Below are 26,117 nucleotides of genomic sequence, written 5' to 3' on the forward strand. Positions count from 1 at the left end.
CTGCCCGCCTCCCTGCCCTGTCCATGCCCGTAGAACCGACCGGCACCGCCCCTGTTCCCGACCCGCGGATGGCGCAGGCGCTGGGGCGCGACCGTCGGCGCATCGTGCTGAGCTACCTGGCGATGGCGCTGGCCTGGATGATCGCCACCGACGGCGCGGTGACCGCGCTGGTGCCCGACCCGCAGCAGGCGGCGCTCTGGCAGAGCATGAAGGGCGCGTTCTTCGCTTTGGCCAGCGCCGGCCTGCTGTACCTGCTGCTGCGGCCGCTGGCCGAGCACGTGCTGCACACCCATGCCCGCCTGCAGGCCTCCGAACTGCGCCTGCGGCAGATGTTCGAGGGCAACCCGGGCCCGATCCTGGTGTATGACCTGGACAGCCTGGCCATCCTCGATGCCAATCCGGCCGCCTGCAGCACCTTCGGCTGGGACCGCGAGGCGCTTCTGGCGCAGACCATCGACGTGCTCTGGCCACCCGGCCAGGACCAGGCGTTGCAGACCAAGCTGGAGGAGATCCGCGGCGCGCCCGACCAGCTGTGCATCCTGCGCGCGCAGTTGCAGCTGCGTGATGGCAGCCTGCGGCAGATGGAACTGCGTTCGAACGCGATCGACTACGACGGCCACACTGCGCGCCTGCTGATCGCCATCGACCGCACCGCTGAAGACCTGGCCCAACTGCGGCGCGACCAGGCATTGGCCCGCGTGGAAGAAGCCCACGAGCTGGCCCGGATCGGCGCGTGGGAGCTGGACCCGTCCACCGGCCAGGGCCGTTACTCCAACCAGGTCTATCGCCTGCTGGGCCGTCGCCCGCCCGAGGCGCGACGCTGGCACCGTTTCGACGAGCTGCTGGTGGCAGCCGACCCGGCCACGGCCGCACAGACCGATCAGGTGCTGGCCGAGCTGTGCTCGGGTGAGCAGGTGCAGGTGGACGTGCTGCTGCCGGTACTGGCAATGGATGGCCGTGCGCTGATGGTGCACCTGCGTGCCGCCAGCGGCGTGGATGAAGCCGGACGTGACCGGATACTGGGCACGTTGCAGGACGTGACCGAGCGTGAGCAGTCGCGGCGCCTGTTGCGCGAACGCGAAGAGCAGTTCCGCGAGCTGGTGCGGGTGCTGCCCGATGGCGTGGTGATCCTGTCCGACGAGCATGTGCTGTATGCCAATGCGTGGGCGGCCGGCCTGTTCGGCTACGGCAGCCACACGCTGCTGGGTGAGCCGCTGTCGGCCCTGGTGGCAGGCGGCGATCTGGCCCGGATGCGCGCGCAGATGCGCGCCGGGCAGCCGCAGCACAGCCCGGGCCACAGCAGCGTGGTGGCCATGCAGCGCGCCGATGGCCGCAGCTTCCAGGCTGGCATTGCGGTGGGCGACGTGCGCTACGGCGGCCGCGACTGCAAGCTGCTGATCGTGCGCGACCTGAGTGAATCCGAACAGACCCGAAGCGCGCTGGAGACCAGCAACCGCGAGCTGCAGGCGATGGCCGGCCGCCTGTTCTCGCTGCAGGAGGACGAGCGCCGGGCAATCTCGCGCGACCTGCACGATGACATCGGCCAGGCGATCACCGCGATCAAGCTGTCGGCCTATGCGGCGCAGGACGAGGACGATGCGCAGCGGCGCGGCGAGGACCTGGCACAGATCGTCAGCCTGGCCGATACCACCGTTGCCAAGCTGCGCGACATCTCCACCCTGCTGCGGCCGCCGCAGCTGGATGCGCTGGGCCTGGAAGCGGCATTGAGCTGGCAGGCACGCGTGCTGTTCCGCTCGTCCACCGTCGAGCTGCAGGCCGAGATTGAACCGCTGCCCACGCGCCCGGACAACAGCATCGAGCAGGCCTGTTTCCGCATCGCCCAGGAAAGCCTGACCAATGCGCTGCGCCACGCGCGCGCCAGCCAGGTGGTGCTGCAGCTGCGCGACGTCGACCAGCGCGGGCTGCACCTGATGATCCGTGACGATGGCGAAGGGTTCGATCCGGATGGCCCGCGCGGCCTCGGCCTGATCGTGATGCGCGAGCGTGCGCAGAGCGTGGGCGGCCATGTGCGGATCGAGTCGGCGCACGGCGCCGGTACCCTCGTCGATGTCCACCTTCCTTACCAGGCCGCTGTTACGGCGGCCGTCGAGTCAGCGGAATACTGAGCCCATGTGGAACCCCAACCTGCCCCCGGTCAGCATCGATGATGCACCTGATCGCCTCGGCGCCGGCAACCCCGAGCTGCAGGCGATGGTCGCCGAAGCCGCCTCCGGTGGTACCCCGCTGATGCTGATGCATGTGGACATCGACCACTTTGCCTCGGTCAACGAGAACATGAGCGCGGAGGTTGGTGACCAGGCCCTGGTGCTGGTGGCCCAGCGGCTGCAGTCCTACCTGCGCGGACGCGGCATGCTGTGGCGGCATGGCAGCGATGAGTTCCTGATTGCCGTGCCGCGCACCGCCGATCTGCCCCTGGCCGAGGATTTTGCCGAAGAGATCCGCCAGCAGATGGAACTGCCGCTGTCGGTACTGCCCTATACGCTGTTCATGACCGGCAAGCTGGGCGTGAGCCTGTGCCCGGAGCACGCCAGCAATGCCTCGCGCCTGCTCGACCATGCCGAGGATGCGCTGTACCAGGCCGCCCGCGAAGGCGGCAATGCGGTGCGCATCCACGCGGTGGACACGCCGCCGAGCGCGCACAGCGAGAGCATCATCGCGCGGCAGATCGTCGATGCCATTCCCAACGGCGAACTGAAGCTGCGTTACCAGCCGCTGGTCAGTGCCCGCGATGGCCATGTGGTGGGCATGGAGGCGCTGCTGCGCTGGCAGTCGCCGACCCTGGGCATGCTGGTGCCGGAGCGTTTCATGCGCACCGCCGAGCGCCTGGGCATCATCGTGCAGATTGGTACGTGGGTGCTGGAGGGTGCATTGAAGCAGGCCCGGCTGTGGCGCGACCAGGGCTTTGATGACTTCACCATCGCGGTGAATGTGTCCACCCTGCAGCTGCTGCGCCCGAATTTCTTTGCCGAAGTGATGGGCGTGATCCAGGCGTCCGGCGTGCCGGCGCAGATGCTGACGCTGGAAATCAACGAAAGCGCGCTGACCAACAACGTGAACTTCGTCCACGAAACCCTGGCCAACCTGCGCAACGAAGGCATCAGCCTGAGCCTGGACAATTTCGGCACCGGCGATTCGAGCCTGAGCGCGCTGGTGCGCTACCCGGTGGACAAGCTGAAGATCGACCGCAGCTTCATCAAGAGCGCCCCGGCCGGCAACCGTGAAGCGGCGATCGCACGCGCAATCATTGCGATGGGCCATCAGCTGGGCATGACGGTGATCGCCAACGGCGTGGAATCGCAGGCACAGCTGGGCTTCCTGCGCCGCAACGACTGCGACGTGTTCCAGGGCTACCTGTTCGGCGAACCGATGTCCGCCGATGCCGCCGGCATGACCCTGCGCCGCCGCTACCTGCGCCCCGAAGCGTTCGCCGAAACCCGGCCGGACCGCACCCTGCTGCTGCTGGATGACGAGGAGAACGTGCTGCGCTCGCTGGTGCGCCTGTTCCGCCGCGATGGGTACCGCATCCTGGCGGCAGGCAACGTGCGCGATGCGTTCGATCTGCTGGCCATCAACGATGTGCAGGTGATCCTGTCCGACCAGCGCATGAGCGACATGAGCGGCACCGAGTTCCTGGGCCGGGTGAAGATGCTGTACCCGGACACGATCCGGCTGGTGCTGTCCGGCTACACCGACCTCAACACGGTGACCGATGCGATCAACCGCGGTGCGATCTACCGGTTCCTGACCAAGCCGTGGAACGACGACGAGCTGCGCAAGCACATCCACCAGGCCTTCCGCACGTACGAGGAACAGCGGCGCAGCAACGGTGGCCTGGCGGCTGTCGAGCCGGCCGACGGCGGTGAGGATCGTTCGCCGCTGCGGTAACCGCATCCGCCGGGCATGGCCCGGCGCTACCGGGGACCAGGGATAGCGCCGGGCCATGCCCGGCGGCCACGATCAGCGCGGCTGCTTGATCGGCAGCACCAGGCGGAAGCGCGAGCCGACGCCCGGGGTGCTGTCCAGATCGATGCGGCCGTGGTGCTTGTTGATGATGCTGTAGGAGATCGACAGGCCCAGGCCGGTACCGCTGCCCACCGGCTTGGTGGTGAAGAACGGATCGAAGATGCGCTGGCGCAGTTCCGGCGAAATGCCGCCGCCGGTGTCTTCGAACTCGACCCACACCGTGTCGCCGTCCACGCCGGTACGCACGGTGATCGTGCCGCGCTCGGCGATGGCGTGGCCGGCGTTGAGCAGCAGGTTCATGTAGACCTGGTTCAACTCCGAGGGCAGGCATTCCACCAGCGGCAGCTGGCCGAACTCGCGCACCAGGTGCACCTTGTACTTGAGCTCGTTCCAGATGATGTTGATGGTCGATTCAAGGCCGGAATGCAGGTCGACCAGCTTCCACGATTCGTCGCGGCCGGAATAGGAGAAGTCCTTCAGGTCGCGCACGATGCGGGTGACGCGCTCGATGCCTTCGCGTGACTCGGCCATCAGCTGCGGCAGGTCGCGGCTGATGAAATCGATGTCCAGGCGGTCACGGATATCGTCGATTTCCGGAATCAACGCCTTCGGGTCGGGCGCACGCAGGGCGCGTTCGTAGGCTTCGATCACCGTGAACAGGCTGCGCAGGTATTCCTGCAGGCTGCCCAGGTTGGAATGCACGTAGCCGATCGGGTTGTTGATCTCGTGCGCCACGCCGGCGGCAAGCTGGCCGATGGACGCCATCTTCTCCGACTGCAGCAGCTTTTCCTGGGTGCCGTTCAAGCGCAGGTAGGCCTGGCGCAGTTCGGCATGGCGCTGCTGCAGTTCGCGTTCGTAGTCTTCCTGGCCTTCGATATGGCGGAACAAGGCCAGGTAGTGCCCCGAACCGGGTTCGCCATGGAAGTACAGATGAGCGATGACCACGCCCTCGCCCAGCGGCAGGCTGCCGTTCCAGTGACCGTGCTGGCGCGCATGTTCCAGCGCATCCGGCGGCAGCAGCTGGCGCAGGCGCTGTGGCGGCGGCAAGGTGCCTTCATCGCTGCCCAGCAGGCTCTGCGCGGCCGGGTTGGCCAGTGCGACCTGCCCATCTTCGGTGAACAGCAGCAGGCCCTCGCGCAGGCGCTCAAGCAGGGCCTGCAGCACCGGTTGCGGCGGAAGGGGGGCGGTAACCAGAACGTTGGCGGCAGACACGGGGGCTCGGGGCGATCAAACAGGCGCCCAATATACGCGTTCATGCGGCGGCCTACAGCCGCCATCGGGCGCTCAGCCGACCGCCGGTCCTGTCAGGCGACGGCGAGCGGCCGCCGCGCGGTGACGGTATGCGACTGGCCCTTGGCATCGTATGCCGAGGACTCTTCGGTGCGGCCCATCTGGCGCAGTGCCCAGTTGACCTCGCGCCGGCGCCGCGACAGCAGCACACCGTTGGCGCGGTTGCGCTCGGCCAGTTCCTGCAGCTGCTCGCCCTCGCCCACCGGTGGCGCGCCTTCCAGCGCACGCAGCGCTTCCAGCTTCGCGCCGGTGGCACGGATCAGGGCGTGCACGTCGTGCTCGACCAGGGCCTGGCGTTCAACGTCCAGGGCCTGGGCAAGGCGCTGCAGCGGCTCGCTCATCGCCGCGGTCATCCTTGCAGCTGCTGGTCCAGTTCAAGCATGCGCGAAGCGATCGCGTCCGGATTGATCTTGTAAGTGCCGTTCTGCAGCGATTCGCGCACCGCTGCAACACGCTGAGCGTCGATCGCCGGAGCGGTGCTCAGCTCACGCTCGATGGCCTGCAGGTTGGTGGCTTCGCCGGTCAGGCGCAGGCTGTCGGCCGCCTCGACTGGACGTGCCGCCGAATCGGTGCTGACGCCGGGCTTGGCGGCCGGGGTGGTCACGCTGCGCAGTGCCTGGGGGACCTGCAGGTTGCCGTCGATTTTCTGGCTCATGGGGTGTCCTGGAGTTGCCGTACACAAGGGATAACGGCCGCAGGGCCGTGATCTTTAGGGGAATTCTGCATTATTTCAACGCGCCACGATTACGTCACCGGTCGCGTCCACCGTGCCCTTCACGATACGGCGCGAGGACAGGTTTTCCACAGAGACGCGCTCATTCTGCCCGGCATCGCCCAGTGCGCGGCCGGCGATGCGGACCTCGACCGAACCACGCCGCGATACCAGTGCCACACTGTCTCCTCGCTTGATGAGACGCTGTGCAACCAGGTCGTTGCTCGACAACAGCGTTCCCGCCGGCAACGGCCGACGGGCGATGCGGCCGATCGCTGCGGCAGGATCGGCCAGCACTGCACCGGCAATCCGTGCCGCGTCACGCTGGGCAGTACTGATATCGGCAGCGGCGATGGATTCTCCAGTGCCGATGCCTCGGGTCAGCACCAGCACGGTCTGGTTGCGGCGCACCTTCACCGGCACGAACAGGCGCCAGCCACCGGCGTCGGGACAACTCACTTCCACGGTGGTGTTTGCCGTGGGCTGCACCTGCAACGCGCCGCCGCATTTTGGAAGGCGCAGCGCATCGGCAACCACGGCCTCACCTTCAGTGCCGGCGGCCAGGGTCGACAACGCGGCAGCACGGATGCTGGCCACCGGCTGCCAGTCGGCTGCGGTTGCCCACGGCGCGGCCACGGCCATTGCAATGGCAAGGAAAGAAGCAATGCGGCGCATGGCGCCTCCTGTCGGTAAGACCTGGCCCAGACGCGTGCAAGCTGCGTGCCACAGGCACAGGGCGGACAGCTTCCCGGCCGCGGCGCTGCACTCGCCCTCAAGTTCCACCCTGCCCGCGCCGATACAGCAGCCATGTCCCATGACCTGCTCAACCGGATCGACCAGCGAACCCGACTGGCCGGCCACAATCGCCTGGCGCTGCTGCTGTTCCGCCTCGGCGGACGTCAGCTTTTTGGCGTCAATGTCTTCAAGGTGCAGGAAGTGCTGCGCCGCCCGGAACTGTTCCAGGTGCCCGGCCTGCCCGGCCAGTTCGCCGGCGTGGCCGACGTGCGCGGCCGTTCGGTGCCGGTGCTGGACCTGGGCCTGGCCATCGGCCACCCCGAGCGCGAGCCCGATGCGGACACCGCACCCGGTTACCTGGTGGTGACCGAGTTCAACCGCTCGATCCAGGGCTTCCTGGTCAGCGGCGTGGAGCGCATCGTCAACATCGCGGTGGAAGACATCCACCCGCCGCCGGAACTGGGCGCTGAATCGAGCTACCTGACCGCGGTGACCCGCTTCCAGGGCGAGCTGATCCAGGTGATCGACGTGGAAAGCGTGCTGGCCGACATCGCCCAGGTGCGCGGCGAGGCCGTGCTCGACCCGGCCATGGCGATGCCCGCCGACGCCCCGCAGCTGCAGGTGCTGGTGGTGGATGATTCGCGGGTGGCGCGCCAGCAGATCCGCAGCGTGCTGGACCAGCTGGGGGTGGGCGCGACCCTGCTCTCGGACGGCAAACAGGCGCTGGACCACCTGCTGCAGATCCATGCCTCGGGTGAAAACCCGGCCGAACGCTACGCCATGGTGATTTCGGACATCGAGATGCCGGCGATGGACGGCTACACGCTGACGACGGAAATCCGGCGCCATGCCGGCCTGTCCGGGCTGTACGTGCTGCTGCATACCTCGCTGTCGGGCGTATTCAACAATGCGATGGTCGAGCGCGTGGGTGCCAACGCCTTCGTCGCCAAGTATTCGCCGCACGAGCTGGCCGACTTCGTGCTGGACCGCCTGCGCAAGGTGGCGATGGCGGCGTAAGGCCGCCGCACGCGTCTGCGCCGGGCATGGCCCGGCGCCACCAGACACCTGCTCCGACCCACGGTAGCGCCGGGCCATGCCCGGCGAGCGCGATGTTGCGCACCACGGTTCTGGCACACCGCTTGCAGCTTCCCGGGCAACGTTCCCGTGGGAGTGCACCGTGCGCAACCTGATTACCGACTACCTGGGCGTCCATGCCCAGGCAATGCCGTTGCGCGAACAGCGCATGAAGCTGATCGCCAGCAACCTCGGCAATGCCGACACCCCCGGCTACAAGGCCCAGGACCTGGACTTCGATTCGGCCCTTCGCCATGCGCAGGGGCTGGATGCCAACGGCCTGATGACCACCACCAACGAGCAGCACTACGAAATCGGTAGTGGCCTCAACCCGTTCCAGGTGGCCCGCGAGGGCGTACAACCCAGCATCGACGGCAACACCGTCGACCCCGATGCCGAACGCGCCGCCTATGGCCGCGCTGCACTGGAATACCGCGCTTCGCTGAGCTTCGTCGAAAGCAAGGTGCGTTCCATGCTCACCGCGATCACGGGGCAATAAGCCATGAGCAACCTGCCGATCTTCGATATCGCCGGCTCCGCGCTGCAGGCGCAGTCGGTGCGCATGAGCACCATCGCCTCCAACCTGTCCAACGCTGACAGCATCGCCGGCTCGGCCGACGCGGTGTACAAGCCGCTGGAACCGATCTTCCAGGCGGTGACCAGCAAGACCGATCCGAACATCACCTCGGTGCAGGTCAAGGAAATCACCCAGAGCAACGCGGCGCCGATCAAGCGCTACGAGCCGGGCCATCCGCTGGCCGACGGCGATGGCTACATCTACCAGCCCGACGTCGATCCGGTGGCGCAGATGGTCAACCTGATCTCGACCTCGCGCAATTACCAGGCCGGCGTGGAGATGTTGACCACCGCCAAGGAACTGGCCCTGGCCACCCTGACCATGGGCCGCTGAGGCCCGCTGCACCGGACACCGCCATGACCACTGCCGTCAACAACCAGAGCAACCAGGACGTCTACGCCGCACTCGGCCTGAACGCCCCCAACAGCAACGCCACCAAGAAGAAGAACACGCTGGACCAGGCCGATTTCCTGCGCCTGATGACCGAGCAGCTGCAGCACCAGGACCCGCTGAAGCCGATGGACAACACGCAGATGGTCTCGCAGATGGCGCAGATGTCGACCGTGCAGGGCATCACCGATCTGAACAAGTCGGTGAAGGGCTTCCAGGAGTCGATGGCCAGCGACCAGGTGCTGCGTGGCGCCGCGCTGGTCGGCCACCAGGTGCTGGTGCCGTCGGAAAAGCTGGTGCTGGAGAAGGAAGGTTCGGTGGAGGGCACGGTTGCCGCGCCGGCCGCCGGCATCGTCACCGTGGACGTCACCGACGCCAACGGCGCCAAGGTCACCTCGATCAGCGTTGAAGCCAAGGCCGCCGGCGAGACCGCGTTCACCTGGGATGGCAAGGATGCCAACGGCAAGCGCATGGAGCCAGGCAAGTACAACATCGTCGCCAACCACGTCGACACCACCGGCAAGAGCACCAAGCTGTCCACTTTCGTGCAGGCACCGGTGGAAAGCGTGACCGTCGGTTCCGACGGCCTCTACCTGAACCTCAAGGGCCTGGGCACGGCCCCTCTCGACTACGTGCTCCGCGTCAGCTGAGCCGCACCTACCGCATCCAACAGGAGCATCCCATGGGCTTCAACATTTCCCTGTCCGGCATCAACGCTGCCAACTCGGACCTGAGCGTCACCGCCAACAACGTGGCCAACGTCAACACCACCGGCTTCAAGCAGTCGCGCGCGGAATTCGCCGACCTGTTCGCCGCCACCAGCTACGGCCTGTCCAAGAACGCGATCGGTTCGGGCGTGCGCGTCTCCAACGTGGCCCAGCAGTTCATCCAGGGCAACAACGAGCAGACCGGCCGCAGCCTGGACATGGCCATTTCCGGTGAGGGCTTCTTCACCATGAACATGAACGGTGCACGCGTGTACTCGCGCGCCGGCAACTTCCAGACCGACGCCGCCGGCTACGTGGTCAACCCGCAGGGCGCACGCCTGCAGGTGTTCGCTCCGAACGCCGACGGCACCAACTTCGACGCCGGCCGCCTGGTCGACCTGCAGCTGCTGACCACCGACAGCCCGCCCAAGCAGACCAGCGAGGTCAAGGTCGGCTTCACCCTGCCGGGCAATGCCAAGCAGCCGACGGTGAACCCCTTCGACCCTACCAATTCCAACAGCTACAGCCATTCCAGCGGCGGCATCACCGTGTATGACTCGCTGGGCGTCAGCCACACCCAGGTGTCCTACTTCGTCAAGGAAGCGGCCACCAACGCCTGGACGGTGCACAACTACGTCGATGGCCAGCCGGCCGGTACGCCCACCCCGCTGACCTTCGACAACGCCGGCAAGCTGACCGCACCGGCCAACGGCAAGATCAGCCTGGGCACCTTCACCCCGACCACCGGCGCCGGCGTGCTGAACATGACGCTGGATGTGAGCGGCTCGACCCAGTACGGCGAGAAGTTCGCCCTGCGCAACACCCAGCAGGATGGCTACGCGGCCGGCAAGCTCAACGAGATCACCGTTTCGGAAACCGGCGTGGTGTTCGCCCGCTATTCCAACGGCGACGACAAGCCGCTGGGCCAGGTTGCACTCACCAGCTTCAACAATCCGCAGGGCCTGGAACAGAAGGGCAACAACCTGTGGGTGGAGACCTTCGATTCGGGCACGCCGCGCACCGGCGCCGCCGACACCTCCAACCTCGGCAAGATCCAGGCCGGTTCGCTGGAATCCTCCACCGTCGACCTGACCGAACAGCTGGTCAACATGATCACCGCGCAGCGCAACTTCCAGGCCAACGCGCAGATGATCACGACCCAGGACCAGATCACCCAGACCGTCATCAACATCCGTTGATGACCTGCTGACCCTGTCACGGAACTCCCCGCATGGATAAAGCCCTTTACGTGGCGATGACCGGTGCCCGCGCCTCCCTGCAGGCGCAGGGAACGCTCAGCCACAACCTCGCCAACTCGGACACCCCCGGCTTCAAGGAAGCGCTGGCCAACACCGAAGCCTTCCCGATCCGTGGCCCGGGCTTTGCCTCGCGGGTGGATGCACTGCACGTCGATGCGGGCTTCAACCGCACGGCCGGCGCGCAGCACATCACCGGCAAGCCGCTGGACCTGTCGTTGCAGACCGGCACCTGGCTTGCCGTGCAGTCCACCGATGGCAGCGAGGCCTACACCCGTGGCGCCGCGCTGTCGGTGACCCCGAACGGCCAGCTGGTGACCTCCAGCGGCCGTCCGGTCCTGGACGACAACAACAACCCGATCGCGATTCCGCCCTACCAGGCGATGGAGATCGGCAACGACGGCACGATCTCGATCATCCCGCAGGGCGAAGGCCCGCAGACGATGGCGATGATCGGCCGGATCAAGGTGGTGCAGGCGCCGGATGATCGCCTCGAACGCGGCCTGGATGGCCTGTTCCGCAATACCGATCCGCTGCAGCCGTTCGCCCAGGCGCAGGGCACGGCGGTGCACAGCGGCCAGCTGGAAGGCAGCAACGTCGATGCCGCCGGCGCGCTGGTGCAGATGATCCAGCTGCAGCGCCAGTACGAAATGCAGGTGCAGGTGATCAAGCACGGCGATGACAACGCGCGCAGCGCCAACAGCCTGTTGCGCCTGGGCAGCTGACGGAATTCCGGCACCGGCCCGCGCCGGTGCTGGCACGCCGCTTGCACTCCCTACCCCATGGGCCGCACCGCGCGGCCGGCTTCACCCAGACAGGACTCCGAAGATGAACCAGGCATTGTGGATCGCGAAAACCGGACTGGATGCGCAGCAGATGCGCATGTCGGTGGTTTCCAACAACCTCGCCAACACCAACACCACCGGCTTCAAGCAGGACCGCGCCAGCTTCGAGGACCTGTTGTACCAGCAGGTGCGCCAGCCCGGCGGTTCCTCTTCGGCACAGACCCAGCTGCCCACCGGCCTGCAGATCGGCACCGGCGTGCGCGTGGTGGCCACCGCCAAGAACTTCGAGCAGGGCAGCCAGCAGCAGACCGGCCGCGCGCTTGACGTGATGGTCAACGGCCGCGGCTTCTTCGAAGTGCAGATGCCCGACGGCAGCTCGGCCTACACCCGCGACGGCTCGTTCAAGATCAACCAGGACAGCGAGCTGGTCACCAACAGCGGCTACCCGGTGCAGCCGGGCATCCAGATTCCCGAAGGCGCGCAGTCGGTGACCATCGGTACCGACGGCACCATCAGCGTGAAGATGGCCGACGGTGCGGCATCGGTGGAAGTCGGTGCATTGACCCTTACCGACTTCGTCAATCCGGCGGGCCTGCAGGCACGTGGTGAAAACCTGTTCCTGGAAACCACCGCCTCCGGACCGGCGCAGAACGGCAATCCCGGCCTGAACGGCCTGGGCACCGTGGTGCAGGGTGCGCTGGAAGGCAGCAACGTCAACGTGGTGGAAGAGCTGGTGTCGATGATCGAAACCCAGCGCGCCTACGAAATGAACGCCAAGGCGATCTCGACCACCGACTCGATGCTCGGCTACCTCAGCAACAAGCTCTGACCGCCCTCACCGGGAAACTGCCATGTCGCCCCTTTCTTCCTTCGCCCGTACTGCCCTCGCCTGCGCCGTGGCTGCCCTGCTCGGCGGCTGCGTGATCGCTGGCGACGTGCGCCCCTATCCGACGATGGCGCCGTTGCAGCCGATCATGCCGCCGCAGGCCGAACCGACCGCCGGCGCGATCTACGCCGCCGGCCCGACCCTGCAGCTGTATTCGGACCGCCGTGCGCGCGATGTCGGCGACCTGCTGACCATCACCCTGCTGGAAAACACCACCGCGCAGACCAGCGCCAACACCGCCACCAACAAGGAATCGAACCTGAGCCTCGGCACGCCGTCGATTCTCGGCGCACCGGTCACCCTGGGCGGCAAGGACATCCTGAGTGCAACGGCCAAGGGCGCACGCGACTTCACCGGCAAGGGCAACAGCGCGCAGAGCAACCGCCTGCAGGGCAACGTGACCGTGACGGTGGTGCAGCGCCTGCCCAACGGCAACCTGGTGGTGCAGGGGCAGAAGAACCTGCGCCTGAACCAGGGTGATGAGCTGGTGCAGGTACAGGGCATCGTGCGCCCCGGCGACATCAGCGCGGACAACACCGTGCCTTCCAGCCGCGTGGCCGAAGCGCGCATCGTCTATGGCGGCCGCGGCCCTGTCGCGCAGTCCAACGCGATGGGTTGGCTGAGCCGCTTCTTCAACTCCGGCCTGACGCCGTTCTGAGTATGGCCATGAAACTCTCCTTCTCTTCTTCCTGGCAGCGACGCGCAGCGTCGCTCTACTGTGCCGTGTTCATGGTCTTTGCGGTGGCTGCACCCGCCAGCGCCGAGCGCATCAAGGACCTGGCCCAGGTGGGTGGCGTGCGCGGCAATGCACTGGTGGGTTACGGCCTGGTGGTCGGCCTGGATGGCAGCGGCGACCGCACCAGCCAGGCGCCCTTCACCGTGCAGAGCCTGAAGAACCTGCTGGGCGAGCTGGGCGTCAACGTACCGGCCAACGTCAACCCGCAGCTGAAGAACGTGGCGGCAGTGGCAATCCACGCCGAACTGCCGCCGTTCGCCAAGCCCGGCCAGCCGATCGACATCACCGTGTCCTCGATCGGCAACGCCGTGTCGCTGCGCGGTGGCTCGCTGCTGATGGCGCCGTTGCGCGGTGCCGACGGCCAGGTCTACGCGATTGCCCAGGGCAACCTGATCGTGGGCGGCTTCGGTGCACAGGGCAAGGACGGTTCGCGCGTCTCGGTGAACGTGCCCAGCGTCGGCCGCATCCCCAACGGTGCGACCGTTGAGCGCGCCCTGCCCGATGTGTTCGGCGCCAGCGGCGAGATCACCCTGAACCTGCACAACAGCGACTTCACCACCATCTCGCGGATGGTGGGTGCGCTCAACAATGCCTTCGGCGAGGGTTCGGCGCGTGCCGTGGACGGCGGCACCGTTGCCGTGCGTGCGCCCACCGATGCCGGTGCGCGCATCGGCCTGCTGGCCCGTATCGAAAACCTGGAACTGACCCCGGGCGCTGCACCGGCCAAGGTAGTGGTCAACTCGCGTACCGGCACCGTGGTCATCGGCCAGCAGGTGCGTGTCGGCCCGGCCGCGATCTCGCATGGCTCGTTGACGGTGACCATCCAGGAAAACACCAACGTCAGCCAGCCCAACGCCTTTGCCGGTGGCCAGACCGTGGCCACGCCGCAGTCGACCATCACCGCCACCAACGATGGCAGCCGGATGTTCAAGTTCAACGGCGGCACCACTCTGGACGAGATCGTGCATGCGGTGAACGCCGTTGGCGCGGCACCGGGTGACCTGATCGCGATCCTGGAAGCACTGAAGCAGGCCGGCGCCCTGAGCGCCGAGCTCGAGGTGATCTGACATGCGCATCACTCCCGCATTCGAACTCAGCCCGGCCCAGCAGAACGACCCGGCCAAGATCGACAAGGTAGCGCGCCAGCTTGAAGGCCAGTTCGCGCAGATGCTGGTCAAGAGCATGCGTGACGCCAGCTTCGGCGATTCGCTGTTCCCGGGTGAAAACAAGATGTTCCGGGAGATGTACGACCAGAAGATCGCCGAGGCGATGACCCGCGGCAAGGGCCTGGGCCTGTCGAGCATGATCACCCGGCAGTTGTCCGGCGCGCAGGCCGATGGCCCGGCGCTGGATACCCGGGTGGACCCGGCCAAGGCCAGCCGCGCCTACCAGCTCAATGCGCCGGCGGCGCCGTCGCTGCCGCTGCAGGACGCCGGCCAGGCCGTGCGCATGCTGCAGCAGATGGCGGCCGGTGTGCAGGATGGCGCGCAGTCCTCCGTCGCCCCGATGGAGCAGGCGCTGGACCTGATTGCGGGCCGGGAAAGCAGCGGCATGCACCGTTCGCTGGGGACCGACGATCCCTATGCCGGTGCCATCGGTGGCGCCGATTGGGCCGCTGCCAGCGACCAGTGGGCGCCGACCGCCAGCAACCGCGGCAGCAGCGGCACCCCGGCCGATGCACTGGCCACGCGCACCGCCGTCGCCCAGTTGGGCGCACACACCCCGGAAGGCTTCGTCGCCAGCATCTGGCAGCACGCACAGAGCGCGGCCAAGGAACTGGGCGTGGACGCCCGCGCCCTGGTTGCCCAGGCAGCGCTGGAAACCGGCTGGGGCAAGCGCCAGATCAAGCATGCCGATGGCAGCACCTCGCACAACCTGTTCGGCATCAAGGCCACCGGCTGGAAGGGCCAGAGCGCTACCGCCGGCACCCATGAGTATGTCGATGGCGTGCGCCGCAACGAGACCGCCAGCTTCCGCGCCTACACCTCGCCTGCAGAGAGCTTTGCCGACTACGTGCGCCTGCTGAAGACCAGCCCGCGCTACCAGCAGGCGCTGCAGGCCGGCACCGATGTGCAGGGCTTCGCGCGCGGCCTGCAACGCGCCGGCTACGCCACCGACCCGCGCTACGCGGCCAAGATCGCCGCGATCGCCGGCGGCCCGACCATCGAGCGCGCCGTGGCCGCCGTGGCCGACGCCGGCTCACGCATCGGCCAGACCTTCGCCAGCACCGCAACCGCGGCGCTGGGTATCACCCGTCGTTGAGGAACCCCATGTCCAGCGTACTTTCCACCGGTACCAGTGCCCTGCTCGCCTTCCAGCGTGCGTTGGCCACCACCAGCCACAACGTGGCCAACCTCAACACTCCCGGCTACAGCCGGCAGAAGGTCGACTTCGCCACCGCCACCCCGCAGAACTACGGCTATGGTGACGTTGGCAACGGCACCCGCATCGTCGACATCCGCCGCGCCGCCGACCAGCTGGCGATCTCGCGCCTGCTCGACAGCGGCGGCGAACTGGCACGCCTGAAGCAGCTCTCGGGCATGGCCGACCGGGTCAATGCCCTGTTCTCCGACGCGGCCACCAACGTGGCCGGGGTCTGGTCGAACTTCTTCGATACCGTCAGCGGCCTGTCCTCCAATGCAGCGGGTACGGCCGACCGGCAGAACATGCTCGATGGCGCCAAGGCCCTGGCCAACCGCTTCAGCCAGCTCAACACCCACCTGAACAACCTCAATGGCGAGGTCAACAATGGATTGATGGCCGGTGCCACCGAAGTCAACCGGCTGGCGTCGGAGATCGCGCAGATCAACGGTGCCATCGGCACCAACATCGCCAACGCCGCGCCCGACCTGCTGGACCGCCGCGACCAGCTGATCTCGCAGCTGGTGGGCTACACCGGCGGCACCGCGGTGATCCAGGACGGCGGCATCATGAACGTCTACACCGCCGGCGGCCAAGCGCTGGTGGTGGGCACCACTGCATCGAAGGTCACCACGGTGGCCGACCCGTACCAGCCCGAGCGCCTGCAGCTGGCGCTGCAGACCCAGGGCGGCACCATCACCCTGGACCCGAAGGCCGTGGGCGGCCAGATCGGCGGCCTGCTCGAGTTCCGCGACACCGTGCTGACTCCGGCCCAGGCCGAACTGGGCAAGCTGGCTGTGGGCCTGGCCGAGACGTTCAACAGCACCCATCGCCAGGGTGTGGATCTGTACGGACAGATGGGCGGCGACTTCTTCAACATCGGCACGCCGCGTGTCACCGGCAATGCCGGCAACACCGGCACCGGCGCGATCACCGCCAGCTACGGCGACCTCGGCAAGCTGGAAGCACAGAACATCGTGCTCAAGTTCGATGGCAGCAACTGGGCCGCCAGCCGCGCCGACACCGGCGCCAGCGTGCCGCTGACCGGCACCGGTACCGCTGCCGACCCGTTGATCATCAACGGCGTGAAGCTGGTGGTGGGCGGTGCCCCGGCGGCCAACGACCGCTTCCTGCTGCAGCCGACGGCTGGCGTAGCCGGCAGCCTGGAGATGGCGATCACCGATCCGTCGCGCATTGCCGCGGCCGCCGCCATCAAGGGCGCTGCCGCACTGGCCAACACCGGCACCGGCAAGCTGAGCGGCGTGACCGTGACCGATGCGGCCAACGCCAACCTGCGCAATCCGGCTGCGATCGTGTTCACCTCGGCCACCACCTACACCATCGATGGCGGCCCGCCGCAGACCTATACGCCCGGGCAGACCATCAGCGCCAACGGCTGGAGCTTCGTGCTCGATGGCGTGCCGAAGAATGGCGACACCTTCAACATCACCCCGACTCCGGCCGGCTCGTCGGACAACAGCAATGCCACCAAGCTGTCCAAGGTGGAATCGGCCAAGGCGTTCAACGCCGGCACGGTGACGCTGGGCGGCGCATTGGGCGGGCTGACCACCCAGGTCGGTGCAGCAGCGCGTTCGGCGGAGTATTCGCTGGGGGCGCAGCAGGTGATCGCCGACCAGGCACAGGCAGCGCGTGACGAAGTGTCCGGCGTCAACCTCGATGAGGAGGCGGCCGACATGCTGCGCCTGCAACAGGCCTACCAGGCCGCCTCGCAGCTGATCTCCACCGCCGATTCCATGTTCCAGACCATCCTGGGAGCCGTGCGCCGATGAGCAACCGCATCTCCACCGGAATGATGTACAGCCAGTCGGTAGCGCTGATGATGGCCAAGCAGGCCAAACTCAGCCACCTGGAACAGCAGATCGCCACCGGCAGCAAGATCGTCAGCGCCAAGGACGATCCGGTCGCCGCAGGCGCTGCGGTGGGCCTGGACCGCAGCCTGGCCGCACTGGAACGCATGAAGCTCAATGGCAACAACGTGCAGAACCGCCTGGGCGTGCAGGAAAATACCCTGGCCCAGGTCAACGACCTGATGGCGCGCGTCAACGATCTGACCATCCAGGCCAGCAATCCCGCCTTGAGTGCGCCCGACAAGAAGACCCTGATCACCGAGTTGAACCAGATCCGCGAGGGCCTGCTGTCGCTGGCCAACAGCAGCGACGGCACCGGCCGCTACGTGTTCGGCGGCACCAACGACAGCGATCCGCCGTTCGCCAAGATTGACGGCAAGGTCGTCTATCGCGGCGACCAGACCCAGCGCCAGGTGGAAGTCGGCCCGGATACCTACGTGCGCGACGCCCTGCCCGGCAGCGAGATCTTCCTGCGCATCCCCACCGGCGATGGCTTCGTCGATGGCAGCGCAGCGGCAGGCAACGCCGGCAACGGCGTGCTGACCAACATCACCCGTGATGGCAGCGACAGCTGGAACGGGCAATCGTTCAGCGTGCGCTTCACCGCGGCCGACCAGTACGAAGTGCTCGACGGTGCCGGCAACGTGACCGGCACCGGCACCTACAAGGCCGGCAGCGAACTGGAGATCAATGGCGTTCGCCTGCAGATCGCTGGCGCGCCAGCAACAGGTGACAGCTTCAACGTGCAGGCCGCCAGCAGCCGCGACATCTTCGGCACCATGGACAAGCTGATCGCCGCACTGGATGCCGATACCGGCACCCCGGCGAAGATGGCCGCGCAGCAGAACGAGCTGCAGAGCGCATTGCGTGATGTCGGCCGCGCGGCGGAACGGATGATCGATTCGCGCGCTGCCGGTGGCGCGCAGCTGAAGGCGCTGGACAACGCGGCGGAGATGCGTGAGGCCAACGGCGTGACGCTGAAAACCACGCTGTCGGAGATGCGCGACCTGGACTACGCCGATGCGTTGAGCCAGTACCAGCTGGAAAGCACCGCGCTGCAGGCGGCACAGACGCTGTTCTCGCAGATGCAGTCGATGTCACTGTTCAACAAGATCCGCTGATTCCACGCGCCAGCGCTGGAGCCCAAGGCCGCGATGCCCTGCATCGCGGCCTTTTTCGTTTCGGCGGTCATGTACCGCTGCGCTCGCCGGGCATGGCCCGGCGCTACCGAAGGGTTGGCCATGCCCGGCGGATGTTCCGAAGGGTTGGCTCTGGTAGCGCCGGGCCATGCCCGGCGGATGTTCCGAAGGGTTGGCTCTGGTAGCGCCGGGCCATGCCCGGCGGATGTTCCGAAGCGTTGGCTCTGGTAGCGCCGGGCCATGCCCGGCGGATGTTCCGAGATCGCCCATCAAGCCCAGCCGCCCCCCGCCGATACCTTCATCAGCGTGGGTTGGGCATGCCCGACCGCCCCTACCAGGAGTTGCCTTGACGCTTCTCCAGGGCGGAAATCCCCGGAAAAACAGCTTTCAGCGACGAAATTCGGTTGCAACGAAATTCCCGGCTAAAGGTTGTTGACAAAGCGCCGTTATTCATTTGGCAACGGCGAAGCACACAGCCAAACAAAAAAATCAGGCGGCGCTTCGTTTCATTCACCAACGGGTTCCACATAAGAGGAGACGACCCCATGGCACAGGTAATCAACACCAATACGATGTCGCTCAACGCTCAGCGCAACCTGAGCACCAGCGGCAGCTCGCTCGCCACCACCATCCAGCGCCTCTCGTCCGGCCTGCGCATCAACAGCGCGAAGGACGACGCCGCCGGCCTGGCCATCAGCGAGCGCTTCACCACCCAGATCCGTGGTCTGGACGTGGCCATCCGCAACGCCAACGACGGCATCTCGCTGGCCCAGGTGGCCGAGGGCTCGCTGAACGAAGTGGGCAACAACCTGCAGCGCATCCGCGAACTGGGCGTGCAGGCCTCCAACGCCACCAACTCGGCCAGCGACCGCAAGGCGCTGCAGGCTGAAGTGACCCAGCTGGTCAGCGAAATCGACCGCGTCGCCAAGCAGGCCGACTTCAACGGCACCAAGCTGCTGGACGGTTCGTTCACCAGCCAGCTGTTCCAGGTGGGCGCCAACGCCGGCCAGGCCATCGCCATCAACAGCGTGGTCAACGCCAAGGCCGATTCGCTGGGCGCGGCCAGCTTCGCCAACGGCTACACCGGCACCAGCCTGGCTGCAGCCGACAAGGCCACCGCCGATACCACCTTCTCCGGCCTGCAGATCTCGGTGACCCCGCCGGGCGGCGCCGCCACCACGGTCACCGTCAGCGACTTCACCGTGAAGGCAGGTGAATCGATCACCTCGGCCACCGCGGCCGCGATCAACAACAAGCTGGGCGAAACCGGCGTGGTCGCCTCCGTCAACGCCGGCGTGGTCAGCCTGGCCTCGGTCAAGGACGGCCAGACCTTCGCTCTGGGTGTCAGCGCGGCGACCCCGCCGGCCGGCGTCACCGCCGCCACCATCGCCGGCCTGGGCCTGACCGAGACCAGCACCAACGGCGGCACGCTGACCGGTGCAACGGCCAGCTTCGTCAAGGACCTGAACGTCACCACGGCCGAAGGCGCACAGAAGGCGATGTCCATCGTCGACAAGGCCCTCGAATCGGTCAACAGCGTGCGCGCCGACCTCGGCGCGATCCAGAACCGCTTCACCTCGGTGGTCGCCAACCTGCAGACCTCCTCGGAGAACCTGTCCGCATCGCGCAGCCGCATCCGCGATACCGACTTCGCCAAGGAAACCGCCGAGCTGACCCGCACCCAGATCCTGCAGCAGGCCGGTACGGCCATGCTGGCCCAGGCCAACCAGGTACCGCAGAACGTGCTCAGCCTGTTGCAGCGCTGACATGAGCCGCCCCCGGGGCACGTCGGGGGCGTCTAACCCAACTCACGTGCAACCGCTCAAGGACCTCTCCTCATGGCACAAGTAATCAACACCAACACGATGTCGTTGAATGCTCAGCGTAACCTGAGCACCAGCGGCAGCTCGCTGGCCACCACCATCCAGCGCCTGTCCTCCGGTTCGCGCATCAACAGTGCCAAGGACGATGCGGCCGGTCTGGCGATCTCCGAGCGCTTCGGCACCCAGATCCGCGGCACCGACGTGGCCATCCGCAATGCCAACGACGGCATTTCGCTGGCACAGGTCGCCGAAGGTTCGCTGACCGAAATCGGCAACAACCTGCAGCGCGTCCGCGAGCTGTCGGTGCAGGCCTCCAACGCCACCAACTCGGCCAGCGATCGCAAGGCGCTGCAGGCCGAAGTGACCCAGCTGGTTTCGGAAATCGACCGCGTCGCCAAGCAGTCGGACTTCAACGGCACCAAGCTGCTGGACGGCACCTTCTCCAGCCAGCTGTTCCAGGTCGGCGCCAACGCTGGCCAGGCCATCGCAATTGATAAGACCATCGATGCCAAGGCCAATGCCCTGGGCGGTGCGCAGTTCGCCACCGGCGCTCTGGCCGTCACCGTGCCGGCTGACGGCACCACCGCTGGCACCATTACCGGCCTGTCGATCACCGACAGCAAGGGCAACGCCGTCAGCTTCGCCGACCTGAAGGTAGAGGCTACCGGCACCGCCGCCGGCACCCAGAAGGCTACGGCCACCGCGCTGTCGGCGGCGATCAACGCCAAGATCGGTGAGACTGGCGTCTACGCCGAAGTCAACGCGGCCGGCACCGGCGTGGACCTGACCTCGGTCAAGGACAGCGTGGACAAGGACGGCGCCTTCAAGGGCTTCGCCGTGGCCGTCACCGGTGGCACCTTCGCCGCTGGCCAGACCGCGCCGGCCGTAGCTGCCAAGCAGTTCGCCGACAAGATCGACGTGTCCACCGTGAAGGGTGCACAGCAGGCGATGGAAGTGGTCGACAAGGCCCTGGGTGCGATCAACAGCACCCGCGCCGACCTCGGTGCGATCCAGAACCGCTTCACCTCGGTCGTTGCCAACCTGCAGACCTCGTCGGAAAACCTGTCGGCGTCGCGCAGCCGCATCAAGGACACCGACTTCGCCAAGGAAACCGCTGAGCTGACCCGCACCCAGATCCTGCAGCAGGCCGGTACGGCCATGCTGGCCCAGGCCAACCAGGTGCCGCAGGGCGTGCTCAGCCTGCTGCGCTGATCCGCTTCTTGATCGACCACCGGGCGACGGCTGAGCTGCCGCCCGGTTCCTGAAATACGTTCCACCTTCGCCAAAGGAAAAGCACCATGGCACAAGTCATCAACACCAACACCATGTCCCTGAATGCTCAGCGCAACCTGAGCACCAGCGGCAGCTCGCTCGCTACCACCATCCAGCGCCTGTCCTCCGGTTCGCGCATCAACAGCGCCAAGGACGATGCGGCCGGCCTGGCGATCTCCGAGCGCTTCGGCACCCAGATCCGCGGCACCGACGTGGCCATCCGCAATGCCAACGACGGCATTTCGCTGGCCCAGGTCGCCGAAGGTTCGCTGACCGAAATCGGCAACAACCTGCAGCGCGTCCGCGAGCTGTCGGTGCAGGCCTCCAACGCCACCAACTCGGCCAGCGACCGCAAGGCGCTGCAGGCCGAAGTGACCCAGCTGGTTTCGGAAATCGACCGCGTTGCCAAGCAGTCGGACTTCAACGGCACCAAGCTGCTGGACGGCACCTTCTCCAGCCAGCTGTTCCAGGTCGGCGCCAACGCTGGCCAGGCCATCGCCATCGACAAGACCATCGATGCCAAGGCCAACGCCTTGGGCGGTGCGCAGTTCGCAACCGCAACCGCTGATGTCGGCGGCGCTGATGCTGTCGATACCACCATTGCGGCCTTCACCATCACCGACAGCAAGGGCACCGTTGTCAATTTTGATGCGATGACCGTCAAGAGCGTCGGCGACGCTGCAGCCAACGCCATCGCAGCTGGCAAGGCCGCTGCTACTGCAATCAACGCAAAGATCGGCGAGACTGGCGTCTACGCAGAAACCGCAGCCGATGGCGCCCTCACGCTGACCTCCGTCAAGGACAGCGTGAACAATGCTGGCGTCGCAACTGCTTTCACCTCGACCATCCTCGGCTTCACGGCCGGTGCTGCTGCCACCAACCAGTACGCCGACAAGATCGACGTGTCCACCGTGAAGGGTGCACAGCAGGCAATGGAAGTGGTCGACAAGGCCCTGGGTGCGATCAACAGCACCCGCGCCGACCTCGGCGCGATCCAGAACCGCTTCACTTCGGTCGTTGCCAACCTGCAGACCTCCTCGGAGAACCTGTCGGCGTCGCGCAGCCGCATCAAGGACACCGACTTCGCCAAGGAAACCGCTGAGCTGACCCGCACCCAGATCCTGCAGCAGGCCGGTACGGCCATGCTGGCCCAGGCCAACCAGGTGCCGCAGGGCGTGCTCAGCCTGCTGCGCTGATCCACGGCAAGAAGGCGCCGCTACCGTCGGGTTGAACCGACGGTAGCGGCAACCCGACAGCCACGGCGTACTCAGGTGCCGGCCATGCCCGGCCCGGGAAGCTTCCCGAACCGGCTTGGCATCGCCCGCCCCTGCGGACCTCTCTTTCAGCGTTGTGCATGTTGACTGTACGTACCGGGCGGCTTCGTCTCCCCCCGATTGTCAGTAGCCTGATCCCTCCCCTGCATTGGGGGAGGGTTTTTTACAGACCCCCGGCAGCCCGCGGTGAACCCACCCGCGCCCTGCCCCAGGCCTCCTGCAACCGGCGTGCCAGAACCGCCCCACCGGCCAGTGGCACGGCGCATGCATCAACGAAGTCCTCAAGACCCAGCGGCGCAGGCCGCTATTTTCGTTGACGACGGGCCGCTGCACGACGGCCAGGCCCGTATACCAGGAGAAACGACGTGGCAGACTTTGGATACGGTGGCATTGGCTCAGGGCTGGACATCTCCAGCATCGTCAACCAGCTGGTCGCAGCGGACCGCAAGCCGGCCGACAATGCGCTGAACCTGCAGCAGTCCAAGACCAAGATGCAGCTGTCGTCGCTCGGCACGGTCACCTCGGCCTTCGACAAGCTGAAGACCGCCCTGACCGCATTGAAGGCCACCACCGCCTTCGACACCCGCACCGTCAGCGCAACCGGCAAGGCCGGCCCCAACAACGCCGACGATGTGTTGACCGCATCGGTGGCGCTGTATGACCTCGGCACCAGCAAGGCGGCCGCAGCCAACGGTACCCACAAGGTCGAGGTGAAGAACCTGGCGTCGGCGCACAAGCTGATTGCCGACACGTCGGTGCCCAAGACCGATACTTTCGGTGCCGGAACCTTGACGCTGACCGTTGGCGTGGGCGACAAGGCCAAGACGATGAACGTGCAGGTGGAGGAAGGCGACACGCTTACCACCGTCCGCAACAAGATCGACGCCGCCGGACGCAAGGAAGGCGTGCAGGCCACGCTGATCAGCTCCGGCGACAACCAGTACCTGTCCATCGCCCAGGAAAAGACCGGCGCGGCCAGCGCGATCAAGCTGGAATACGCCGGCAGCGATCCGAAGCTGGGCGCACTGGTCGGCAGCCTGAAGGAAAACAGCCCCGCCAAGGATGCGGTGCTGACCATTGACGGCGTGGAAGTGGTGAGTGCCAGCAACACCGTGACCGACGCGGTGCCAGGCCTGACCCTGAACCTGAAGGTGCCGGGCCTGAGCACCGTCACCATCAGTACCGACACTACTGCCGCAACCAAGGTGATGCAGGAGTTCGTCACCGCCTACAACGCGGCCATCGCGGCGATCAACACCGAAACCAAGTACGACGCGAAGACCAAGGAAGCCGCCGCACTGACCGGCGATGCGCAGATGCGGGGTGCGATCGCGCAGCTGCGCTCGACGATGTCCGGTGTGCTCAAGGACCTGGCAGGCGACCAGCTGGATGCCAAGGCACTGGGCCTGCAGACCCGCGGCTATCCCAACGCCGATGGCACCCTGGTGCTGGACAGCACCAAGTTCGCCGCAGCCCTCGCCGCGCAGCCGGAGAAGATCCGCCAGGCGGTCACCGGCGATACCGGCGGTGCCGGCCGGCTGTATTCACTGGTGGACGGCTACGTCAGCACCACGGTTGGCAAGGAAGGCGCCTTCGTCGCCCGCACCAAGGGGCTGAACACCACGCTGGACAACATCGACAAGCGCCGCAAGGACCTGGACGCGCGCATGGTCGGTGTCGAGGCCCGTTACAAGAAGCAGTTCGTGGCATTGGACAGCCTGATGGGCAAGCTGCAGCAGAGCAACACCGCCCTGCAGCAGCAGCTGGCCCAGTTGAACCGCTGAGGAAACACGCACGGCGCTCAAGTTTGGCGCCGTACGCACCGATAACGGACGCAACAGCAATCATCGCAGTGCCGGCGTCAACGGTCCCTTCGACCGCACCCCGGCACCCCGCGCAAGGGAGAATCACGAATGTACGGTTCCAGCCGTCAGTACGCCGAGCAATACCGCCAGGTGGGTGTGACCAGTGCGGTCGCCGATGCCGATCCGCACAAACTGGTGGCGCTGCTGCTGTCTGGCGCGCTGGAGCGCGTGCGCCGTGCACAGGCCACCCTCGACCAGGGCGACCAGGCCGGCAAGGGCAAGGCGATCGGCGAAGCGTGCGCGATCGTCGCCCACCTCAACGGCTCGCTGGACCATGAAGCCGGCGGCGAAATCGCCGGCAACCTGTCGGCGCTGTACGACTACCTGCTGCAGCGCCTGACCGAAGCCAACCTGCACAACGACCGCGCCGCGCTGGACGAATCGCTGCAGCTGCTGGGCGAGATCGACGGTGCCTGGAATGCCATTCCGCACGAACAGCGCCGTCCCGCGGCGGTGGCGCCATGAGCCTGCTTGAACTCAACGCGCAGCTGGATGCCTTCGAGAAGGCCCTCGACGAAGAGGCCTTCGAACAGGCCGACAGCCTGCTCGATGGCCATGACAGCACCCTGCACGCACTGCTGAGCCAGCCGCTGGGCAGCGCCGACTACGCGCCGCTGTCGGCCCTGCTGGAGCGCCAGCAGAGCCTGCTCGGCCTGCTGCGCCAGCGTCGCGACGCAGTCTCCGTGCAGATGCAGGACGGCCGCCGCTCCCTTCGCGCCGCGCATGCCTACCTGCAGGCAGAATCGCTGGCATGACCGTGCTGCCGACCACGTCCCTGCACCACCCGGCTGAAAGCGAGCTGTTCGACGAAACGCTCAGCTGTGAACTGGCCCTGCCCGCCGAGTTCCAGGCCGGCAGTGCAGTGGGCCGGACCAGCAGTGCCGAAGGCCTGCTGCGCAGCCTGGCGCTGGTCGAAGACAGCCGCATCGACGAACACGAGGAACGCAGCGAAGCCAGCCTGCAGCTGCAGCGCCTGGAAGCCAAGGTGGACCTGACCATGGTCCTGCTCGGGCGCCTGATCCGCCAGCAGGGCCAGGAACCAACGCTGCGCCCGGTGCGCTGGTCGCGCCGTGGCATCCGCCTGCAGCTGGGCCCACGCAGCGGCAGCACGCCCGGCCAGGCCGGCGTAGTCCGCCTGCAACCCAGCGACTGGCTGCCGGACCATATCGACCTGCCGGTGGAAGTGATCGCCGAAGCGGCCGATGGCGGTGGTGGTCACTATCTGTGGCTGCGCTTCCATCGCCTCGGCGATGGCCTGGAAATGGCGATGGAACGGCATCTGTTCCGGCTGCACCGCCGGCAGGTGGCCGAGGCCCGCCGCGCACGCTGAAATCTGCCACCATGCAGGCGGACGGACAGCCCTTGGCGTGCCCGTTCAGCTAA

At 66.7% G+C, this 26,117-nt stretch carries 26 protein-coding genes; 21 read left to right on the forward strand and 5 right to left on the reverse strand.

What is annotated here, in order from left to right; all coding sequences use genetic code 11:
• The first annotated feature begins 23 nt into the window (after window positions 1–23).
• Window positions 24–2,126 carry a sensor histidine kinase gene (locus ABIA73_RS02330; RefSeq protein WP_354275382.1) on the forward strand — a complete coding sequence of 701 codons (2,103 nt, stop codon included), beginning with the start codon at window positions 24–26 and terminating at the stop codon, window positions 2,124–2,126.
• A 4-nt stretch (window positions 2,127–2,130) separates the two neighbouring features.
• Window positions 2,131–3,906, forward strand: coding sequence for an EAL domain-containing protein (locus ABIA73_RS02335; RefSeq protein WP_025879116.1), 1,776 nt, complete (start codon window positions 2,131–2,133; stop codon window positions 3,904–3,906).
• 72 nt (window positions 3,907–3,978) lie between these two features.
• Here ABIA73_RS02335 and ABIA73_RS02340 read toward each other — a convergent pair whose 3' ends face one another.
• The 4 genes from ABIA73_RS02340 to flgA form a co-directional block, all read right to left on the reverse strand.
• A complete protein-coding gene (locus ABIA73_RS02340; RefSeq protein WP_025879115.1) occupies window positions 3,979–5,196 on the reverse strand; it encodes an ATP-binding protein in 1,218 nt (405 codons plus the stop codon).
• A gap of 92 nt (window positions 5,197–5,288) precedes the next feature.
• The gene (locus tag ABIA73_RS02345) at window positions 5,289–5,627 is read right to left on the reverse strand and encodes a flagella protein (protein ID WP_025879114.1); all 339 of its coding nucleotides are present in this window, start codon (window positions 5,625–5,627) and stop codon (window positions 5,289–5,291) included.
• On the reverse strand, window positions 5,624–5,929 hold the full coding sequence (gene flgM / locus ABIA73_RS02350; protein ID WP_025879113.1) for a flagellar biosynthesis anti-sigma factor FlgM: 306 nt from the start codon (window positions 5,927–5,929) through the stop codon (window positions 5,624–5,626). Before flgM ends, ABIA73_RS02345 begins: the two co-directional genes overlap by 4 nt.
• A gap of 75 nt (window positions 5,930–6,004) precedes the next feature.
• On the reverse strand, window positions 6,005–6,661 hold the full coding sequence (flgA, locus tag ABIA73_RS02355; RefSeq protein WP_354275383.1) for a flagellar basal body P-ring formation chaperone FlgA: 657 nt from the start codon (window positions 6,659–6,661) through the stop codon (window positions 6,005–6,007).
• A gap of 132 nt (window positions 6,662–6,793) precedes the next feature.
• Between flgA and ABIA73_RS02360 the strand changes: the two genes are divergently transcribed.
• The 12 genes from ABIA73_RS02360 to flgL all read left to right on the forward strand — a co-directional run bounded on the left by ABIA73_RS02360 (window position 6,794) and on the right by flgL (window position 18,482).
• Complete coding sequence (locus tag ABIA73_RS02360; RefSeq protein WP_025879111.1) at window positions 6,794–7,738, forward strand: chemotaxis protein; 945 nt, start codon at window positions 6,794–6,796, stop codon at window positions 7,736–7,738.
• A gap of 160 nt (window positions 7,739–7,898) precedes the next feature.
• Window positions 7,899–8,294 (forward strand): flagellar basal body rod protein FlgB, encoded by a 396-nt coding sequence (flgB, locus tag ABIA73_RS02365; protein WP_025879110.1) that lies wholly within the window; start codon window positions 7,899–7,901, stop codon window positions 8,292–8,294.
• Between the two features lie 3 nt (window positions 8,295–8,297).
• On the forward strand, window positions 8,298–8,705 hold the full coding sequence (gene flgC, locus ABIA73_RS02370; protein WP_025879109.1) for a flagellar basal body rod protein FlgC: 408 nt from the start codon (window positions 8,298–8,300) through the stop codon (window positions 8,703–8,705).
• A 23-nt stretch (window positions 8,706–8,728) separates the two neighbouring features.
• A complete protein-coding gene (locus ABIA73_RS02375; RefSeq protein WP_025879108.1) occupies window positions 8,729–9,412 on the forward strand; it encodes a flagellar hook assembly protein FlgD in 684 nt (227 codons plus the stop codon).
• Between the two features lie 32 nt (window positions 9,413–9,444).
• On the forward strand, window positions 9,445–10,668 hold the full coding sequence (gene flgE / locus ABIA73_RS02380) for a flagellar hook protein FlgE (RefSeq protein WP_025879107.1): 1,224 nt from the start codon (window positions 9,445–9,447) through the stop codon (window positions 10,666–10,668).
• A gap of 32 nt (window positions 10,669–10,700) precedes the next feature.
• Entirely contained in the window at window positions 10,701–11,450 is a 750-nt protein-coding gene (locus ABIA73_RS02385; protein WP_025879106.1) for a flagellar basal body rod protein FlgF, read from the forward strand.
• A gap of 103 nt (window positions 11,451–11,553) precedes the next feature.
• Window positions 11,554–12,339 carry a flagellar basal-body rod protein FlgG gene (gene flgG / locus ABIA73_RS02390; protein WP_025879105.1) on the forward strand — a complete coding sequence of 262 codons (786 nt, stop codon included), beginning with the start codon at window positions 11,554–11,556 and terminating at the stop codon, window positions 12,337–12,339.
• Between the two features lie 22 nt (window positions 12,340–12,361).
• The gene (gene flgH, locus ABIA73_RS02395) at window positions 12,362–13,054 is read left to right on the forward strand and encodes a flagellar basal body L-ring protein FlgH (protein ID WP_025879104.1); all 693 of its coding nucleotides are present in this window, start codon (window positions 12,362–12,364) and stop codon (window positions 13,052–13,054) included.
• A gap of 2 nt (window positions 13,055–13,056) precedes the next feature.
• Window positions 13,057–14,199, forward strand: coding sequence for a flagellar basal body P-ring protein FlgI (locus tag ABIA73_RS02400; RefSeq protein WP_025879103.1), 1,143 nt, complete (start codon window positions 13,057–13,059; stop codon window positions 14,197–14,199).
• A 1-nt stretch (window position 14,200) separates the two neighbouring features.
• On the forward strand, window positions 14,201–15,394 hold the full coding sequence (flgJ, locus tag ABIA73_RS02405; protein ID WP_025879102.1) for a flagellar assembly peptidoglycan hydrolase FlgJ: 1,194 nt from the start codon (window positions 14,201–14,203) through the stop codon (window positions 15,392–15,394).
• An 8-nt stretch (window positions 15,395–15,402) separates the two neighbouring features.
• Window positions 15,403–17,283, forward strand: coding sequence for a flagellar hook-associated protein FlgK (gene flgK, locus ABIA73_RS02410; RefSeq protein WP_025879101.1), 1,881 nt, complete (start codon window positions 15,403–15,405; stop codon window positions 17,281–17,283).
• Entirely contained in the window at window positions 17,280–18,482 is a 1,203-nt protein-coding gene (flgL, locus tag ABIA73_RS02415; protein ID WP_033831049.1) for a flagellar hook-associated protein FlgL, read from the forward strand. The genes flgK and flgL overlap by 4 nt, the downstream gene beginning before the upstream one ends.
• A 349-nt stretch (window positions 18,483–18,831) precedes the next feature.
• Here flgL and ABIA73_RS02420 read toward each other — a convergent pair whose 3' ends face one another.
• A complete protein-coding gene (locus ABIA73_RS02420) occupies window positions 18,832–19,014 on the reverse strand; it encodes a hypothetical protein (protein WP_144435750.1) in 183 nt (60 codons plus the stop codon).
• Window positions 19,015–19,045: 31 nt separating this feature from the next.
• Here ABIA73_RS02420 and ABIA73_RS02425 point away from each other — a divergent pair, with 31 nt between their 5' ends.
• The 7 genes from ABIA73_RS02425 to ABIA73_RS02455 all read left to right on the forward strand — a co-directional run bounded on the left by ABIA73_RS02425 (window position 19,046) and on the right by ABIA73_RS02455 (window position 26,064).
• Window positions 19,046–20,266, forward strand: a complete 1,221-nt coding sequence (locus ABIA73_RS02425; protein WP_218789313.1) for a flagellin — start codon at window positions 19,046–19,048, stop codon at window positions 20,264–20,266.
• Window positions 20,267–20,338: 72 nt separating this feature from the next.
• Window positions 20,339–21,535 (forward strand): flagellin, encoded by a 1,197-nt coding sequence (locus tag ABIA73_RS02430; RefSeq protein WP_059064146.1) that lies wholly within the window; start codon window positions 20,339–20,341, stop codon window positions 21,533–21,535.
• 86 nt (window positions 21,536–21,621) lie between these two features.
• On the forward strand, window positions 21,622–22,791 hold the full coding sequence (locus ABIA73_RS02435; RefSeq protein ID WP_059064145.1) for a flagellin: 1,170 nt from the start codon (window positions 21,622–21,624) through the stop codon (window positions 22,789–22,791).
• Between the two features lie 443 nt (window positions 22,792–23,234).
• A complete protein-coding gene (fliD, locus tag ABIA73_RS02440; protein WP_059064144.1) occupies window positions 23,235–24,653 on the forward strand; it encodes a flagellar filament capping protein FliD in 1,419 nt (472 codons plus the stop codon).
• A gap of 129 nt (window positions 24,654–24,782) precedes the next feature.
• Window positions 24,783–25,199 carry a flagellar export chaperone FliS gene (gene fliS / locus ABIA73_RS02445; protein WP_025879005.1) on the forward strand — a complete coding sequence of 139 codons (417 nt, stop codon included), beginning with the start codon at window positions 24,783–24,785 and terminating at the stop codon, window positions 25,197–25,199.
• Window positions 25,196–25,489 carry a flagellar protein FliT gene (locus ABIA73_RS02450; protein ID WP_059064143.1) on the forward strand — a complete coding sequence of 98 codons (294 nt, stop codon included), beginning with the start codon at window positions 25,196–25,198 and terminating at the stop codon, window positions 25,487–25,489. Before fliS ends, ABIA73_RS02450 begins: the two co-directional genes overlap by 4 nt.
• Window positions 25,486–26,064, forward strand: a complete 579-nt coding sequence (locus tag ABIA73_RS02455; RefSeq protein ID WP_025879003.1) for a PilZ domain-containing protein — start codon at window positions 25,486–25,488, stop codon at window positions 26,062–26,064. Before ABIA73_RS02450 ends, ABIA73_RS02455 begins: the two co-directional genes overlap by 4 nt.
• The last annotated feature ends 53 nt before the right edge of the window (window positions 26,065–26,117 follow it).

Origin of the sequence: Stenotrophomonas sp. 2694 (assembly GCF_040548715.1) — a bacterium.
Taxonomy (GTDB): domain Bacteria; phylum Pseudomonadota; class Gammaproteobacteria; order Xanthomonadales; family Xanthomonadaceae; genus Stenotrophomonas; species Stenotrophomonas indicatrix.

Excerpts from the sequence above, each read along its gene's own strand:
- flgK (WP_025879101.1), top strand. The coding sequence starts at position 15,403 with ATGTCCAGCGTACTTTCCACCGGTACCAGTGCCCTGCTCGCCTTCCAG.
- fliS (WP_025879005.1), top strand. The coding sequence starts at position 24,783 with ATGTACGGTTCCAGCCGTCAGTACGCCGAGCAATACCGCCAGGTGGGT.
- flgL (WP_033831049.1), top strand. The coding sequence starts at position 17,280 with ATGAGCAACCGCATCTCCACCGGAATGATGTACAGCCAGTCGGTAGCG.
- ABIA73_RS02330 (WP_354275382.1), top strand. The coding sequence starts at position 24 with ATGCCCGTAGAACCGACCGGCACCGCCCCTGTTCCCGACCCGCGGATG.
- ABIA73_RS02435 (WP_059064145.1), top strand. The coding sequence starts at position 21,622 with ATGGCACAAGTCATCAACACCAACACCATGTCCCTGAATGCTCAGCGC.
- ABIA73_RS02345 (WP_025879114.1), bottom strand. The coding sequence starts at position 5,627 with ATGACCGCGGCGATGAGCGAGCCGCTGCAGCGCCTTGCCCAGGCCCTG.
- flgH (WP_025879104.1), top strand. The coding sequence starts at position 12,362 with ATGTCGCCCCTTTCTTCCTTCGCCCGTACTGCCCTCGCCTGCGCCGTG.
- flgM (WP_025879113.1), bottom strand. The coding sequence starts at position 5,929 with ATGAGCCAGAAAATCGACGGCAACCTGCAGGTCCCCCAGGCACTGCGC.
- flgE (WP_025879107.1), top strand. The coding sequence starts at position 9,445 with ATGGGCTTCAACATTTCCCTGTCCGGCATCAACGCTGCCAACTCGGAC.
- ABIA73_RS02425 (WP_218789313.1), top strand. The coding sequence starts at position 19,046 with ATGGCACAGGTAATCAACACCAATACGATGTCGCTCAACGCTCAGCGC.
- ABIA73_RS02335 (WP_025879116.1), top strand. The coding sequence starts at position 2,131 with ATGTGGAACCCCAACCTGCCCCCGGTCAGCATCGATGATGCACCTGAT.
- ABIA73_RS02400 (WP_025879103.1), top strand. The coding sequence starts at position 13,057 with ATGGCCATGAAACTCTCCTTCTCTTCTTCCTGGCAGCGACGCGCAGCG.
- ABIA73_RS02385 (WP_025879106.1), top strand. The coding sequence starts at position 10,701 with ATGGATAAAGCCCTTTACGTGGCGATGACCGGTGCCCGCGCCTCCCTG.
- ABIA73_RS02450 (WP_059064143.1), top strand. The coding sequence starts at position 25,196 with ATGAGCCTGCTTGAACTCAACGCGCAGCTGGATGCCTTCGAGAAGGCC.
- flgA (WP_354275383.1), bottom strand. The coding sequence starts at position 6,661 with ATGCGCCGCATTGCTTCTTTCCTTGCCATTGCAATGGCCGTGGCCGCG.
- flgG (WP_025879105.1), top strand. The coding sequence starts at position 11,554 with ATGAACCAGGCATTGTGGATCGCGAAAACCGGACTGGATGCGCAGCAG.
- ABIA73_RS02375 (WP_025879108.1), top strand. The coding sequence starts at position 8,729 with ATGACCACTGCCGTCAACAACCAGAGCAACCAGGACGTCTACGCCGCA.
- ABIA73_RS02455 (WP_025879003.1), top strand. The coding sequence starts at position 25,486 with ATGACCGTGCTGCCGACCACGTCCCTGCACCACCCGGCTGAAAGCGAG.
- flgJ (WP_025879102.1), top strand. The coding sequence starts at position 14,201 with ATGCGCATCACTCCCGCATTCGAACTCAGCCCGGCCCAGCAGAACGAC.
- flgC (WP_025879109.1), top strand. The coding sequence starts at position 8,298 with ATGAGCAACCTGCCGATCTTCGATATCGCCGGCTCCGCGCTGCAGGCG.
- ABIA73_RS02360 (WP_025879111.1), top strand. The coding sequence starts at position 6,794 with ATGTCCCATGACCTGCTCAACCGGATCGACCAGCGAACCCGACTGGCC.
- ABIA73_RS02430 (WP_059064146.1), top strand. The coding sequence starts at position 20,339 with ATGGCACAAGTAATCAACACCAACACGATGTCGTTGAATGCTCAGCGT.